Raw genomic sequence first — 15133 nt, forward strand, 5'->3', positions numbered from 1 at the left:
CGGTCTGGGTTGGGAAAAGGTATGAACGAAGGTTACGGGAACCGCGTCCGTTTGAAAAATTGGTTGCTTTGATCGCGGGTATTAACCCTGCCTATCGGCCCCCATAACGTCCGTCAAAGCCCGCCAGCATGGGGTTCCGCGCCCGCATCGCGCGGCCCGAGCAACCCTCGGGGCGGTGAGCATACAACGAAACTGCGACAATGCGCCTCACGCACCCGCGCTGTCATGGTGCGTTCACGAAGCTCTACATGTTAGATGCAGGCACAACGGTGCTTCTGCAAGGGCCGCAGGCTTGCCGCGTCAAAGCGCCCCGCCACGCGCGGTTGCCGCACGCGCCGCGAGCCGCTCGCGCAGGTATTGCGTGAACGCGCGAATCGTCACGGAAGCTTCACGATGCTGCGGATACAGCGCATGGAGCGCGTTGGGCGGCGGCATGAACGGTTCGAGCACCTCCACCAGCAGGCCCGCATCAACCGATCCCGCCACGATGAAGTCCGGCAGATAGCAGATGCCGAGCCCGGCAATGGCGGCGTCGCGGATCACTTCGCCGTTGTTCGCGCGCAGCGGCCCGTGCACGTCGAAAGGCGTGCGCACGCCATCGACGATGAATTCCCACGGCGCGCGGCCCTGCTGCCCGTACGGCAGGCAGGCGTGCTGCGCAAGATCGGCGGGCGTTTGCGGCGCGCGCCGCCGGCGCCGGTAGCCGGGGCTGCAGCACGCGATCATGCGCACGTCGATGAGCTTTTGCGCGACCAGCGTGGAATCCGCCAGCCGGCCGATACGCAGCGCCATGTCGAAACCTTCGCCGATCACGTCGACGGTGCGGTCGCTCAGATCCATGTCGAAGCGCACGTCCGGATGCTCGCGCAGAAATTCGGCGACGAGCGGCGAAAGGTGCGCCATGCCGAACGACATCGGCGCGCTCACTTTCAGGAGGCCGCGGGGCTCGCTGCGCCGGTCCGACATGGCCTGCTCGGCCTCCGAGACGTCCGCAAGGATCCGTTTCGCGCGCTCGTAGAAGTCCTGGCCGAGGTCCGTGACCGCCAGCTTGCGCGTGTTGCGCACGAGCAGGCGCGCGCCCAGATCGGCCTCCAGCGCCGCCACGCGCCGGCTCACGAACTGCTTGGAAAGCCGCAGCCGATGGGCCGCCGCCGTGAAATTGCCCGCATCCACGGTGTTCACGAAGATCCGCATGTCGTCGAGTTGCAATCCGATTGTCCACTTCAGCGTGACAGTGAGTCGTATTTTAAGGCAATTAAAGTCAGTTTGATTGACCTAAAATTCTTCCATCGCAACCCGTCAACCGAATCCCATTAACCCCAATGGGGCCAGAGTAAGGCGCTAAAGCACCAACGCTGGCCGACAGGAGAGACCAAAATGATCGAACTTCGCAAGGCAGACCAACGCGGCCGCGGTGAACATGGCTGGCTCAGCTCGCGTCACACGTTTTCGTTTGCCAACTACTACGATCCGAAGCAGGTGGGCTTCTCGGACCTGCTCGTGATCAACGACGACCGCGTGGCCCCGGCGCGCGGCTTCGGCAAGCACCCGCACCGCGACATGGAAATTTTCTCGTACGTGCTGGAAGGCGCCCTCGAGCACAAGGACTCGATGGGCACGGGCTCGGTAATCGTCCCCGGCGACGTGCAACTGATGAGCGCCGGCACCGGCGTGGCGCACAGCGAGTTCAACCACTCGGCCGACGAAGGGGTGCACTTCCTGCAGATCTGGATTGCACCGAACGTGAAGGGCGCGCAGCCGCGCTACCAGCAAAAGCACATCGCCGATGAGGAAAAGCGCGGCAAGCTCCGCCTGATCCTCTCGCCGGACGGCGCCGAAGACTCGCTGCTGCTGCGCCAGGACGCACGCGTGTATGCCGGCCGCCTCGACGGCGCGGAAACGGCGAAGGTCGAAGTGGGCGCCGACCGGTACGCCTACGTTCACGTGGCGCGCGGCAGCGTGAAGCTGAACGGCGTGGAACTGGGTGAAGGCGACGGCGCGCGCATCCGCTCCGAGCGCGAGTTGAGCTTCAGCGACGGACACGATGCAGAGGTCCTCGTGTTCGATCTGCGTAATATCGAAGTGTCGGAGCTGTGGTCCTGACTTCGGCGTTGCGCCTGAGGTTATGCTGGCGACCGGCGCGCGGCGGTCCGCTCACTGAGAGCGGGCCGCCGCCCGGCACAGCGCGAACTGATACGTAGTGAACCACTTAATACTTCTTCGGAGAAAACCATGCGATACAACCTGTTCGGGCCGGGCAACGACGTCGTGCTGCTGGTCTCGCGCATCCTGCTGACTTCCCTGTTCATCCTGTTCGGCTGGTCGAAGATCACCGGCTTTTCGGGCACGGTCGACTACATGGCGCACGTGGGCGCGCCCGTGCCGATGCTGTCGGCCGCCATCGCCGTGATCATGGAGTTCGCGGTCGGTATCCTGCTGCTCGTGGGCTTCTACACGCGGCCGCTCGCCGTGCTGCTCGCGATCTATACCGTGGCGACAGCCTTCATCGGCCATCACTTCTGGACCATGACCGGCGCCGACCAAATGGCGAACATGATCAACTTCTACAAGAACATCAGCATCGCCGGCGGCCTGCTCGCGCTCGCGGTAACGGGTCCGGGAGCGATCTCGATCGACAGGAAGTAACGCACGGTTTCGTTTGACGGCAGAAAGGCGCGATGCGGGATGGCATCGCGCCTTTTTTGTGTCCGGAGCGCGATCTGCGACACGCGGCGAAGTCGTTGCGCATGCATTGCCTGCCCGGCGATCCGCACCCGGCAGACACGGCTTGATATGCTTGGCAGCGCGCCCGCTTATCCTCACGTTCTCCTTACGACCGATCACGCGCGATGCACGACCCACAAGACAACCTCTACGCCTATCTCACTTCGCTCCAGCAATCGGCGCTGGGCGCGCTCAAGCGCCTGCCGCTCAGGAGCCGCGCCGCGCAAGGCACGCTCATGGCGCTGCGCGCCGTCTGCGCGGCAGGTCTTGCGTACAGCATCGGCCGCGCGCTCCACACCGAACAGGCGTTCTGGGCCGCGATCACGGCGATTGCCGTCACCCAGCACGATTACGCCGATACGCTCGCGCAGTCGCGCGACCAGTTCATCGGCGCGATTGCGGGCGGCGCGGTGGGGCTCGCAACGGCGGCGTTCGGCCCGGAAAATCTCGCGGCCTACCTCGTAGCCGTGAGCGTGGTGATCATCGGCTGCTGGTGCCTGAGCGTCAGCACCGCCGCGCGGCTGGGTGCAATCACCACCACCATCGTGCTGCTCGTACCCATGAACGGGCCGGTGTGGGACGTCGCGCTCTTTCGCGTGGCGCAGGTCGCCATCGGCATGGCCTGCGCGGTGCCGGTCAGCTGGCTGTTTTCGTATATCGAACGGCGCTGGCTGCAGATGTGAGCCGCTTCTCTCAACGCCTGCGAAATAAACCATCTCCGCGCGCTCAGGAATCCGGTCCGCATTGGCGGCGATAATCAGTGCCGCTGTGCGGCGCAGGTTGCCGGCGGCGAAATCTGCGGCGCGTGCGCGCAGACGCCGCGCAAATGCCCCCGTCGATGCGAAATCGTGCGAAACTCCCCCGCCGCGCTCTGCCGCCGTCATGCCGACCATGGCGACTTTAAGGGCGCAATCGAGACCGCAACCCACGCCGCCGCAAGATCACCCTATGAACACCACCACCCGTCCCGCCGCTTCGAACGCCAAGTCCAGCAAGTCCATCACGCTCCTGCAAATGCTCGCGCTGATCGCCGCTGGCGGTATCGCGGCTTCGCTGCTGTTCCGCTACTTCCTGTGAGCGCAGCGCGTCCGGGGCATCAAGCCAACCGTTTTCGCTTATGTACAAGAAAGGCGTCGCCCTCGAAATCCAGTTCTCGCCCGAACGCCTGAATGACGGCGCAGGCGACCCGTACTGGATCGACCTCACCGCCGACGAAGCCGCCGCGCTGCTCGCCACGCTGCAAGGCAAGCTCGCTGAACGCGAGAGCACCACAGCGCCGCTCGTCGTCGCGCTCGACACCCCGCCCGAAGGCGCCGCGCCCGAGGCGCCCGCAAGCGCTTCAACGGGAGCGGCCAGCGCCGACGACGGCCTGAAGCAATGGGTCTGCGTGATCTGCGGCTGGGTGTACGACGAAGCGGCAGGCGCCCCTGACGACGGCCTCGCTCCCGGCACCCGCTGGGCCGACGTGCCCGACGACTGGCGCTGCCCGCTCTGCGACGTGGGCAAGGAAGACTTCGCGCTCGTCGAGTTCTGACGCGCGCCGCCAAAGGCGCGCGGCACTCATGCGCCCATGCGCCCGAGCGGCTCGTAGAAGAGCGCAAACAACTCCGACTGCGAACTCACGCCGAGCTTCGCGTAAATATGCTTCTTGTGCGCGCGCACGGTCTCGAACGATATTTCGAGCCGCTCCGCAATCGCGCGCGTGGAAAAGCCGCTCAGGCTCAAGCGCACCACTTCGATCTCGCGCGCGGTGAGCGGCACGCGTCCGCTTTGCCGCGTGACCGCCTCGATGCGGCTCGCGAAGCCCGCCTCGCTCAACTGCCCCTGCTGCGCCGCGCTGTCGGCTTCAGCCGCATCCGACGCGACCGCCTCGGCGACACCCTCGGCAAACGTCTCATACGCGAGCCGCTGCTTCATGAGCGCGACCACCCACGGCGCAAACATCGCGAACAACGCAATATCGCGCTCCGTGTAATGGTGCTTTGCGCCTAGCGAGAAAATCAGCGTGCGCGCTTCGTCGAGCGGCACATTGAACTGCACTTCGTCGCCGATGATGTTGCTCTTGAAGTAGCGCTGGTAATAGTCCGTCATGCTGAAATTGTCGGGCGCGACTTCGGCGAGCGTGACGAGCCCCGCGCGCGGCTTCTCGCTCGCATTCAGATAGAACGGATCGAGCAGGTACATCCCTTCCAGATACGCGCGGAACAAGAGATCCACGGTGCCGTCGGGCATGGGCGACTCGGCGCATACGAGCGGCGCGCGATCGCGCCGGAAGACGAGCGCAACCCAGTTGTCGAACGCGACGAAGCGCTCGATCACACGCGTCATGCGGGTCCAGAAGTCGGGGCCGTCGAGGGCGTCGATCAGCGTCGCGATATGGTGATGGAACGCGCGGTCCTGCCAGTCCAGTTCCATGAGGGGCTCCATGGGTCCTCCGATCAGGGTACCCCTGCAGGGTAATTTCTCGACAAAAATAACGTGGAGATAATAGCCGCTCCTGACGCCCACGCGGTGCTTTACGTAATACATAAGGATGGAGACAGGCATGCAACTCGAACTCGCGCAGATCCCGATCGTGGACGGCGCAGTCGCTCCCAACCTCGCCCGCGTACTCGACGCTACGGCCAGGCGCCGCGAAGGCAGCGATCTCATCGTCTTTCCCGAAGCCACGCTCACGGGCTTTCCCACCCGCGAGAACGTGCGCGACGTGGCCGAATCGCTCGAAGGCCCCTCGCTCTCCAGAGTGCGCGACGCCGCACGCGCGGCCCAGATCGGCGTCGCCGTGGGCCTCGCTGAGCGCGACGGCGATCGCTTCTACAACACGACTGTGCTGATCGACGAACGCGGCGACATCGCGCTGCGTTACCGCAAGACCCATCTGTGGGCCACGGACGTGGGCGTGTTCACGCCTGGCGACCGCTATGAGGTGTGCGAATACAAGGGCACGACCGTGGGTCTCTTGATCTGTTACGACATCGAGTTTCCCGAAACGGCGCGCGCCGTAGCCTCGCTCGGCGCGGAAATGCTCGTCGTCACGAACGGCAATATGGATCCGTTCGGCCCCGTGCATCGCCGCGCGATCGTCGCGCGCGCGATGGAGAACCAGATGTTCGCCGCGCTCGTGAACCGCACCGGCGACGGCGACGACAACCTCACGTTCCCCGGCGAAACAGCGCTCGTGAGCCCGTTCGGCGACGTGCTCTGCGAGTTGAAGAACGAAGACGCGGTGCTGCACGCGAAGGTGGATCGCACGTTGCTCGCGCAAAGCCGCGAACACTACAGCTATCTGCACGACGCACGCATTGCGCTCAATCTCGCGGACGAGAACGACGCGCAAGGCCGTCGCTCGCTCAATATCCGCCCGCGCACGCGCTAAAGCCCTTACAAGCGTCAAGCAGCAAGACCCGGTAACAAGCCCGGCAACCAGCGATCCGGCAAGCCGCTTCTCGTGGCTCGCCCGGCTCGCCCACGCCTGCCAGAACTGCAGCACCCAGGAGACAACTGCATCATGAAGCCAGCCTCGCCGTCGCATGAACGCGGCACTCAAGAACCTCACCTGAAGCGCACGCTCGGCCTGCCATCCGTGCTCCTGTTCGGCCTCGCCTATATGGCGCCGCTGATCGTCTACGGCACCTATGGCGTGCTCGCCGGCGCGAGCCAGGACACCGCCGCTCTCGCGTATCTCATCGCGCTAGTCGCAATCGTGTTCACGGCGCTCAGCTACGGCAAGCTCGCGCGCCTTTTCCCGGTGGCGGGTTCGGCCTACACGTACACGCGCAAGAGCTTCAATTCGCAGCTGGGCTTCATGATCGGCTGGGCCACGCTGCTCGATTACTTCTTCCTGCCGATGGTGATCTGGCTGATTGGCGCGGCGTATCTTGGCGCGGCGTTCCCGAGCGTGCCCACGTGGATCTGGATCGTCGCGTTCATCGTGCTCACGAGTGCGCTGAACGTCATTGGCATCGAACTCGCGGCGCGTTTCAACATCGTGCTCATGATCGTGCAGCTCGGCATTGCGGCAATGTTCGTAGTCCTGTGCTTGCACTACGCCTCTGCAGCCGCGGGCCCGGGCGGCCTGATCGCGGCGCAGCCGTTCTTCCAGCCGCACGTGCCGCTCTCGGCCACGATGGCGGGTGCTGCGATCGCCGCGTATTCATACCTCGGCTTCGACGCCGTTTCCACGCTCACCGAGGAAACCATCGAGCCCGAAAAGACCATTCCGCGCGCCATCGTGCTGATCGCGCTGGTGGGCGGCGCAATCTTCGTGATCGCCGCTTACACGCTGCAGCTCGCGCATCCGGGCGCCGTCTTCAAGGACCCCGATTCGGCCGCGTTCGAAATCGCGCGCAAGGTGGGCGGCGATATCTTCGTGACGATTTTCCTCGCGGGCCTGATCCTCGCGCAGTTTGCCTCGGGCATCTCGGCGCAAGCCAGCGTGGGGCGTCTGCTCTATGCGATGGGCCGCGATGAAGTGCTGCCCAAGTCGATCTTCGGCTACATTCACCCGCGCTTTCGCACGCCTGCGATCAACATCGCGATTGCCGGTGTCGTCGGTCTGATCGCGCTGAAACTCGACGTGGCCACGTCCACCTCGTTCATCAACTTCGGCGCGTTCCTCGCGTTCACTTCGGTGAACCTGTGCGTGATCCGCCAGTACTTCAGCGGCGCGGCGGGCACGCGTGGCTTCGGGTTGCTCGGCGGTCTGGTGTTCCCGCTGATCGGCGCCGTGACCGACATCTGGCTGCTGTGCAGCCTCGAAAAGACCGCCATCGTGCTCGGCGTGATCTGGTTCGTGCTCGGCCTCGTGTACCTCGGCTGGATCACGCGGTGCTTCCGCCAGGCGCCGCCGGAAATGGCCGTGTAAGCACAGCGCATCACACTCAAGTCCGCTTCAAGCGAAACGGCGAGCGCCCCTTACGGGGCGCTCGCCGTTTATCCATCCTGCGCAGCGAAAAGAAACGCTTAGTTATCCAGACCAGCCAGCCGCGCCGCGGCCATCACTTCGCGCCTGGTATCGAGAATATGCCGCTCGATCAGCGCCACCACTTCATCCACGGCGCGCCGCTTGCAGGCATCGACGATCGCGTAGTGATCGCTTTGCACTTCGTTCTTCTCCGTATCGAGCGACATGCGCAGATGCGGGTATCGATTCGTCGTACTCAGGCAGTACTCCTCGATCATCTTGCGCAGCCGCGAATTGTTCGCGGGCGCGCACAGCGCCAGATGGAACTGGCGATTGCATTCGGCCCACTCCGCGGGCGACGAAGCGGCGTCGTACGCCGCGAGAATGCGCTTCATCACGTCGATGTCGCCCGCCACCATGTTCGGCACCGCGAGCTTCGCCGCGTAGGTCTCCAGCGCCGCGCGAATGTCGAGCAGCTCGCAGATCTCCTGCGTGGACATGGCGATCACCACCGCGCCGCGATTGAGCTGATAGCTCACGAGCCCTTCGGCCTCGAGCTGGCGCAGCGCCTCGCGCACGGGAATGCGGCTCGCGCCGAAGCGCTCCGCAAGGCTCTCCTGGCGCAGCTGCGCACCGGGCGGCAGCACGCCGCGCAGGATCTCGTCGCGCAGCTGGTCGCGGATCGTTTGAGGCAGCGATCGCTGGTCTTCCTTGGCCTGCACTGTCGTCATGAGCTCGTGGGCGCCGGGCGGACGAACGCCGTCCGACGAAAAAGTGTTGTCGTCAATATTTTTGCCTGCCAGAAATGGATACAATCCAATCGCTTTTGGATATTTAAACTGACAGTACGGATCCGCCAGCCATTCCCACTGTGCCGTGTCCTTGTCTGGAGACTGTATAGGTTTCTGTAAGCATCTGAAAACCAAGCAATTTTAGCGTATCCAGGGTGTTCCGAGGCTGTTGCGTGCGCAACGGTTTCGCCCGGCAAACCGCCATCAGGCTGCCGGTTTCTTTTGCTTCACCCCTGCGCAAAAAGGCACGCCGCGCGCTCCGAACGCGGTGCGGGCCCGGCTGCGCCCATGAAAAACGTAGACCGCTGAGGAGGTCTACAAGGTCGCGAATGGCAAGTGGCAGCCGCTCACGACGGTCGGCACGAAGTAAGTCGATGAAGTCAGTCGACGAAGTGAACCGATGAAGTGAGCCCACACTGACGCCGCGTTGCGGGCGCGGCGGCCAGTGTGGCCCGACGATTTAGCGCATTGCGCACAGGAACAGCCGGCGGTACCCGGCTGCGGCGCACGCCGGCGAGTGCTCTTCTCCGCTCGCTGCCCCGGGCGCCGGGTTGACACGGGCTTTCGCGTTGGGCGGAAGCCCGTTTTTTTCGTCATGTGGGATGTAAGCTTCGGAACGCCTTCGTCCGGCTTTCGAAATCCCTCGAAAAAACGAGCGTTCGGTCGTGCGCAGCGGAACCGAACTACAATGCATCCCGTCCCATGCAATGCCGCATTGCTGCCCTGTTTGCTCCGAACATGTCCCGTTTTTCGAAAGTCGTCCCTCGTTTGTCCGCCCCGCTTCGCAGCGCCGTCCTCGCCGTAACCACGGTGACGCTGGCTGCTGCGCTCGGCGCGTGCTCCTCGCCCAAGCCCGGATTCCAGGAAGATCAGTTGCTGAGTACGGCGCCCAGCCAGTTCTCGCGCAGCTTCAGTTACGCGAGCGCTGATGCCTGTGAGTCGTCGCGCCGCGCGCTGCTGAGCCAGGGCTACATGACGACAATGACGCGCAACGACACCGTCGACGCCACGAAGAACTTCCAGCCGACGATGGATCAGCACATCGTCGTGGAGGTGCACGTGGTCTGCACGCCGGGCGACGCGAGCAATACGAGCATGGTGTATGTGAACGCCGTGCAGAACGGCTACGCGCTCAAGAAGAGCGATACTTCGGCAAGCGTCGGGCTCTCGATTCTGGGGTCGGTCTCTCTGCCTATTCGCTCGAACAGCGACGAAATGGTGAAGATTTCAAGCGAGACGATCCAGTCTGGCCCGTTTTATTCACGATTCTTCGATCTGGTGGGGAAGTATTTGAACGCTTCGGCGCGCAGTGAGCCTGTGCCGGGCGCCGGCGCGATCAAGATTTCGCCGTTGCCGCCGCCTATCGAGCCGGTCACGGCAAGCGCCGCGCCCGCCGCGACCACGGTGGGGTCGGCCGCACCGGCCGCCGCAGCAGCGGCTGCGGCGACGGGTGCGGCGGTGTTGCATGGCAGCACGCTGCCGGCGGCGCCGGTCGTGACAGTGCCATCGGTTGCACCTGCGCCTGCGCCTGCCACGGCGACGCCCGCTCCCGCCGCTTCTGCGCCGGGCGCCTCCGCACCGGTCGACCACGGTGCTGCGGCTGCGGCGGCGATCATGGGCGTGCCGGCGACGGTTGCGGCAACCCCGCAAGCGGTGGGGCTCGCGACGAGTGTGACCACTCACAACGCGGCGACGCCCGCGGCGGCGTCTGCGGCCGTGGCGGCGTCGGCTAGCGTGGCGACGGCACAAACGCTCGCGTCGGCCTCAACGACTTCCGGCACCCAGAGCGTGGCAGCGGAATCGGCAACGCCGTCGGCTGCCGCGGACACGCCGATCGCAGCGCCGGCCGCTTCGACTCCCTCGCCTTAAGCGCCACCTGCGCGCTCAGCGCAAGCCGGCCATCATCGCGCCCATTCCCACGAGCAGGCTGCCCATCAGGCGATTCACGGCGCGCATGCGCCTCGGCCGCTGCAGCACGTGGCGCAGCCGGTGCGAAAACAGCGCCATCGACGCCACGCCGCCCGCAAACAGCAGCGCGAATGTCGCCGCCAGCAGCCAATACTGACGGTTGGCGCTCCAGGGCGCATCGGCGCTCATGAACTGCGGGAAAAACGAAGGGAAGAACAACAAGGTCTTCGGGTTGAGCCCGGAGGTCGCGAATCCGCGCCAGAACAGATCGCGACGGCTCGCCCCATCGGCTTCGGCAGGCACATCCGTGCCCGTCAAGGAGCGGCTGCGCCACTGCTTGCAGCCCAGCCAGACCAGATAGGCCGCGCCCAGCCAGCGCAACAACGTAAGTGAATGCTCACTAATGAGCAGCAGCGAATTAAGGCACAGCGCGGTCAGCGCGAGCTGGAGCAGCACCGCGAGCGTGCCGCCCCAGACACAGGGCAGCGCGCGCCGCCAGCCGGCGTGGAGCGCCTGGCTCATGGTAAGCACGTTGACGGGACCGGGCGTGTAGACAAGGACGAGCGCGGCGGCGAGAAACGATAGATACAGCTGGATCGACATTGCGGGGCGTGCTTACGGAAACGTTGTAACGAATGGCGCTCGAGGTAGCGAAGGGTATTGAAAGCGGGTATCGAAAACGGGCAACAAAAAACCGCGCGAAAGCGCGGTTTTCAAATGCCATCTGCCTGACCGGACATTGCTGGCTGCGTGGTGAACGCGCGCAACGCCCGGTAGCCGCCGCAGGGTGCAGCGCAAACGGCCCTGACGGACCACCGCGGCTCGTGGCTGCGGCGGCGCTCCCCACTGCGGGGAGGTGGCCGCGTGGGTCGTGCCAAGCAAGAAGGCATGTGGAAAATATACCGGGGAATAGCCGGTATAGGCTTCCGGTTTTCAGGCGAAAACCGTCGATAGACAGAATCTTCTTCCGCTAGAATTGCTCCTACCTGTACAAGATTCTTTTTTGCCATGAGCCCTCGTGAACGCCCGCCCAAAGCGCTGGACAACCAGGACCGCAAGATCCTCAGCGCCCTGCAAAAGAACGCCCGACTTTCGAACGCCGAACTGGCCGAGCAGGTGGGTATGTCCACCACCGCGTGCTGGAACCGCACGCGCCAGCTCGAAGCCGATGGCTATATCGACGGCTATGTCGCGCTCGTGAACCAGCAAAAGCTGGGCTACGCCGACATCGTGATTCTGGAAGTGACGCTCGACCGCCACGAAGACGACGCGCTCGCGCGCTTCGGCGCCGAACTCGCGGCGCTGCCCGAAGTGCTGGAAGCCTATCTCGTCTCCGGCGAGTACGACTACTGGATCAAGGTGGCGGTGGACGGCACCGCCGGCTACGAGCGTTTCCTGCGCGAGAAGCTCTATCGCATCTCGAGCATTCGCCACAGCCGGTCGATGTTCGCCTTGCGCTGCATGAAGGATGTGCCGTCCATGCAGGTGTGACGCGAGGTTGCCTTGGCGATCACGCGAAGAGCGTGAGCGTCAGCGCTGCACGATCAACGTCACGCGCCGGTTCAGCGCGCGGCTCGCGGGGTCGTTGCCTGCCACGAGCGGGAAGTTGTCGGCGCGGCCAATCGCGGCGAGCCGGTGAGGTTCGATGCCGCGCTCGACCAGATAGCGCACCACCGCGCCCGCGCGCGCCGAAGAGAGCTCCCAGTTCGACGCGAATTTCGCGTTCGAGATCGGCGTGCTGTCGGTATGCCCTTCCACGAGGATATTGCCCGCCGGCGCCGCGCGCAGCACCTCGGCGATACGGCCCAGCACGCCAAGCGATTCGGGCAGCAGCGTGGCATCGCCCGCGTTGAACAGGATCTTCGCGTTGATGCCGATCTCCACGCCGCGCGCCGCCGGCACGATCGTGATTTCGCCGCGCTCGCGCAGCGTTTCGAGCGCGGCGAGCAGCGCCTGATCGACGGCGGGCATTCTCCCGACCACTGCCGCCGTGCTCGTGCGCTGGGCCGCCGAGCGTATTTCGGATTCCTTATGCTTTGCGAGCTGCATCGCATAGAGCGCGAGGAACAGCACCATCAGCGTCGTGATCAGGTCCGCGTAGGAAAGGAGCCAACGGCCGGAACTCGATTCGCCGCCTTCGTCCTCGTCGTAATCGAATTGGGCCGTGAGCGGCAGGTCTTTATCGGAAGGCATGGGCGGTCAACTCGCGCGTGTCGTGTCCAGCGCCCACACGTTCGCTTCGCCCTGCAAACCGCCGCTCTTGCCGCCCACCTCGCCAGCGAGGCGCGTGGCGATCGTGTGGGGCGACTCCTTGCGCGAAATGGCAAGCAGGCCGTCGAGATAGAGCTTGCGCAGGCGCAGTTCGCTTTCGATATGCGCACGCATCTTGCCATATAGCGGCAGAAAAACGAGGTTCGCAAAAGCAAGGCCGTAAAGCGTGGCGACGAAGGCCACGGCGATGCCGGGCCCGAGTTCGGCAGGCTCGATCAGATGCCCCGTGACCTGAATCAGGCCGAGCACCGAGCCGAGAATGCCGAACGTGGGCGCATAGCCACCCGCCTGCTGCCACACACGCGCCGCCGCCATGTGCTTGCGCCCGGAGGCTTCGAGTTCGCGCTGGAGCGCATCTTCGAGCACGGCGGTCGAAACACCGCTCGCAAGCAGTTCGAGCCCGCGCCGCGCGAACGGATGAATGCCTTGCAGATCCATCGATTCGAAGGCTAGCAGACCGTTGAGCTTGGCCTGATCGCCCCACTCCAGCACGGCGGCCAGGCTCGCTTCGTCTACGCGCGGCGCTTTCACGAAGGCCGTGCGCAAATGCTTCACGGCGTCGAAGAAACGCGCCCACGTGTTCTGGATCATCACGGCGCCGAGCGTGCCGCCCAGCACGATGGCCAGCGCCTCGGGCTGGAGCAGCGTGACGAAATGGCCGCCTTCGAGCGAGAAGCCCGCGACGACAGCGAGCGCGCCAATCGCGATACCGATCAGGGTAAGCAGATCCATGCGTGTCTCCCAACTCAGCGATCCGCCTGGCGCGCGCCAGGCGTCTTGAGTGCACGCACCGCTTCAAGCAGGCGCTGTTCGATGTCCTCGACTTCCACGGGATCGATCTTGATGTCGCGGCGCATGACCCACGACACTTCGTTCTTGCGTGCGTCCGCCATCACCGAGAGCAGGCGCTCGGATACGGCCGGATCCTCGATCGAGGCGAGCAGTTTCGCGAGATCGTAGGTATCGAGCGCGCTCACGGCTTCGAACAGCGTGCGCTGATCGACGAACAACAGATCGTCGAGCGCCTTGAGTTCGCCGGAGCCGCGGTTCGTGCGCTTCGAGAAATACGCCACGCCCTTTTGCTCGACGAAGTTGAGCACCTTCGACTTGCGGAACGCAAAGACCTCGTCGGCGATTTCGGCGTGCGAGAGCTTGTTGAGAATGACCTTGCGCTCCACGCCGATCAGCGCTTCGAGATCGCCCAGTTCGATCAGTTCGAGTTCGCTGTTGATCGACACATCGAGATCGCTGTCCGCGACCTGCGTCGCGCGCTCCACGATGCGCACGGGGTCGAACGTCACCACCTGGCGGCCCAATGCGCCTTCTGCCGCTGCCGCGTTATTGGCGAGGTGCGTGGCCTGCCCGCTTTGCATCGCGACGAGATTGAGCTTTTCCATGCGCCGGAGCATGGCCATCACATGCGGACGCGAATGGCCGGCCACGGCACGGCATTTCTGCACGACGTCGGCGAGCGGCACGCTCACTTCGGCACCGCTCGCGCCGTGCCGCGACCAGGTATCGCTGCTTTCGGCGCGATCGCCCGCGCCTGCGATCAGCGCGAGCACGTGCGCGTACGACAGTACGCCCGGCATGAAGTCGGCATGGGTGTAGGTGGCGAGCAGATCGTCCTTCGCCTTGACGCGCCGCGTGAGCGTGCGCACCACGTGGCGCAGCATCGGCGTGACGCGTTCGAGTTCCTCTTCGATGAGGCTCGCCGGCACGACGGTCAGCTGACAAAAGCTGAGCGCCTTCGCCGTGTTCGGTCGCGGTTCCGCGCCGAGCAGCGCGGTCTCGCCGAAAAATTCGCCGCGTCCGAGCGTGGCCATCACGACTTTCTTGTCGTCGCAGCGGGTGGAGATTTCGACCTTGCCGTCGGCGATCACGAAGATCAATCGCTCGCCTGCAAAGCCTTCCGAATAAATGATCTCGCCCGGCGCCGCCGTACGCGACCATGTTTGACTGCGATTCAAGTTATATCCCCGGAAAACGATTCCATCGCCCGCATTTGTCTGACTATCTTATGCGTGTGCGAAGTGAGTGCTATGAGCCGCGTTTACGGCGTTTCCCAAGAGGTTCTTGAATCAGCTTGCATAGATTGCACGCGTGGAAAGCGTGCCGAAAGCCCTTCGCGCAAGCGTGTGCGCCGATGTGTCATGTGCGCTTTACAAGCGCAAACGATTGCTTGCGCGAGAAGTGCTGCAAATGGGCCATGAATTGCGTGGGATAAATGAATGCGGCCAGTTCGCACTGGCCGCATGTGTCAACGCTATCAGTCTCTTTCAGTCTTTCATGCCGCAAGTTTTCCCGTCGCGCCGTTGCTCGCCGGCGCACTCACGCCCGCGCGCGCAAAGCGAAGCGCCTGCAGCAGCGTTTCGTGCTCGCCTATGTGGTTCGCGAGCAGCAGGATCAGCTGCGCATTGGCCGATTGACTTTGCGCCTCGTCGAGATCGCGATGCATGTCGATCAGCGCTTCATAAAAGTCGTCCGGTCTTGCCAGATTCGGTTGGGTGTTCAGCATGGTTGTCTCCTCGGTTCT

At 64.3% G+C, this 15133-nt stretch carries 17 protein-coding genes; 9 read left to right on the forward strand and 8 right to left on the reverse strand.

Features of this window, described 5'->3' with window-relative positions:
- Window positions 1-300: 300 nt before the first annotated feature.
- The gene (locus tag A3CW_RS0105845) at window positions 301-1209 is read right to left on the reverse strand and encodes a LysR family transcriptional regulator (RefSeq protein WP_028202723.1); all 909 of its coding nucleotides are present in this window, start codon (window positions 1207-1209) and stop codon (window positions 301-303) included.
- A gap of 168 nt (window positions 1210-1377) precedes the next feature.
- Here A3CW_RS0105845 and A3CW_RS0105850 point away from each other — a divergent pair, with 168 nt between their 5' ends.
- The 5 genes from A3CW_RS0105850 (at window position 1378) to A3CW_RS50760 (ending at window position 4258) form a co-directional block, all read left to right on the forward strand.
- Window positions 1378-2103, forward strand: a complete 726-nt coding sequence (locus A3CW_RS0105850; protein WP_028202724.1) for a pirin family protein — start codon at window positions 1378-1380, stop codon at window positions 2101-2103.
- A 129-nt stretch (window positions 2104-2232) separates the two neighbouring features.
- Window positions 2233-2646, forward strand: a complete 414-nt coding sequence (locus A3CW_RS0105855; protein WP_028202725.1) for a DoxX family protein — start codon at window positions 2233-2235, stop codon at window positions 2644-2646.
- 203 nt (window positions 2647-2849) lie between these two features.
- Entirely contained in the window at window positions 2850-3407 is a 558-nt protein-coding gene (locus A3CW_RS45395; protein ID WP_051481251.1) for an FUSC family protein, read from the forward strand.
- Window positions 3408-3672: 265 nt separating this feature from the next.
- Complete coding sequence (locus A3CW_RS54250; RefSeq protein WP_266227690.1) at window positions 3673-3801, forward strand: hypothetical protein; 129 nt, start codon at window positions 3673-3675, stop codon at window positions 3799-3801.
- Window positions 3802-3841: 40 nt separating this feature from the next.
- Entirely contained in the window at window positions 3842-4258 is a 417-nt protein-coding gene (locus A3CW_RS50760) for a rubredoxin (RefSeq protein WP_081771535.1), read from the forward strand.
- A gap of 26 nt (window positions 4259-4284) precedes the next feature.
- Here the strand turns inward: A3CW_RS50760 and A3CW_RS0105875 are convergent, their stop codons facing one another.
- Window positions 4285-5139 (reverse strand): response regulator transcription factor, encoded by an 855-nt coding sequence (locus A3CW_RS0105875; protein ID WP_028202727.1) that lies wholly within the window; start codon window positions 5137-5139, stop codon window positions 4285-4287.
- A gap of 130 nt (window positions 5140-5269) precedes the next feature.
- Between A3CW_RS0105875 and A3CW_RS0105880 the strand changes: the two genes are divergently transcribed.
- Both A3CW_RS0105880 and A3CW_RS0105885 read left to right on the forward strand, forming a co-directional pair.
- Window positions 5270-6100 (forward strand): carbon-nitrogen hydrolase family protein, encoded by an 831-nt coding sequence (locus A3CW_RS0105880; RefSeq protein WP_028202728.1) that lies wholly within the window; start codon window positions 5270-5272, stop codon window positions 6098-6100.
- A gap of 132 nt (window positions 6101-6232) precedes the next feature.
- Window positions 6233-7588: an APC family permease gene (locus A3CW_RS0105885; RefSeq protein WP_051481252.1), complete on the forward strand. Its 1356-nt coding sequence runs from the start codon at window positions 6233-6235 to the stop codon at window positions 7586-7588.
- Window positions 7589-7686: 98 nt separating this feature from the next.
- Here A3CW_RS0105885 and A3CW_RS0105890 read toward each other — a convergent pair whose 3' ends face one another.
- Entirely contained in the window at window positions 7687-8358 is a 672-nt protein-coding gene (locus A3CW_RS0105890; protein ID WP_028202730.1) for a GntR family transcriptional regulator, read from the reverse strand.
- Between the two features lie 828 nt (window positions 8359-9186).
- Between A3CW_RS0105890 and A3CW_RS45400 the strand changes: the two genes are divergently transcribed.
- Window positions 9187-10287: a DUF2242 domain-containing protein gene (locus A3CW_RS45400; RefSeq protein ID WP_035512402.1), complete on the forward strand. Its 1101-nt coding sequence runs from the start codon at window positions 9187-9189 to the stop codon at window positions 10285-10287.
- Between the two features lie 15 nt (window positions 10288-10302).
- Here A3CW_RS45400 and A3CW_RS0105900 read toward each other — a convergent pair whose 3' ends face one another.
- Window positions 10303-10929: a LysE family translocator gene (locus A3CW_RS0105900; protein ID WP_028202731.1), complete on the reverse strand. Its 627-nt coding sequence runs from the start codon at window positions 10927-10929 to the stop codon at window positions 10303-10305.
- 405 nt (window positions 10930-11334) lie between these two features.
- Between A3CW_RS0105900 and A3CW_RS0105905 the strand changes: the two genes are divergently transcribed.
- Entirely contained in the window at window positions 11335-11817 is a 483-nt protein-coding gene (locus A3CW_RS0105905) for an Lrp/AsnC family transcriptional regulator (protein WP_028202732.1), read from the forward strand.
- A gap of 39 nt (window positions 11818-11856) precedes the next feature.
- On the opposite strand, the gene A3CW_RS0105910 is transcribed toward A3CW_RS0105905, so the two are convergent.
- The 4 genes from A3CW_RS0105910 to A3CW_RS0105925 form a co-directional block, all read right to left on the reverse strand.
- The gene (locus A3CW_RS0105910; protein ID WP_028202733.1) at window positions 11857-12519 is read right to left on the reverse strand and encodes an OmpA/MotB family protein; all 663 of its coding nucleotides are present in this window, start codon (window positions 12517-12519) and stop codon (window positions 11857-11859) included.
- A gap of 6 nt (window positions 12520-12525) precedes the next feature.
- Entirely contained in the window at window positions 12526-13329 is an 804-nt protein-coding gene (locus tag A3CW_RS45405) for a flagellar motor protein (protein ID WP_051481253.1), read from the reverse strand.
- A gap of 14 nt (window positions 13330-13343) precedes the next feature.
- A complete protein-coding gene (locus A3CW_RS0105920; RefSeq protein WP_028202734.1) occupies window positions 13344-14567 on the reverse strand; it encodes a cyclic nucleotide-binding domain-containing protein in 1224 nt (407 codons plus the stop codon).
- Between the two features lie 317 nt (window positions 14568-14884).
- Window positions 14885-15115, reverse strand: a complete 231-nt coding sequence (locus tag A3CW_RS0105925) for a DUF2783 domain-containing protein (RefSeq protein WP_028202735.1) — start codon at window positions 15113-15115, stop codon at window positions 14885-14887.
- Between the last annotated feature and the right edge of the window lie 18 nt (window positions 15116-15133).

Source organism: Paraburkholderia nodosa DSM 21604, assembly GCF_000519185.1.
Taxonomy (GTDB): Bacteria; Pseudomonadota; Gammaproteobacteria; order Burkholderiales; family Burkholderiaceae; genus Paraburkholderia; species Paraburkholderia nodosa.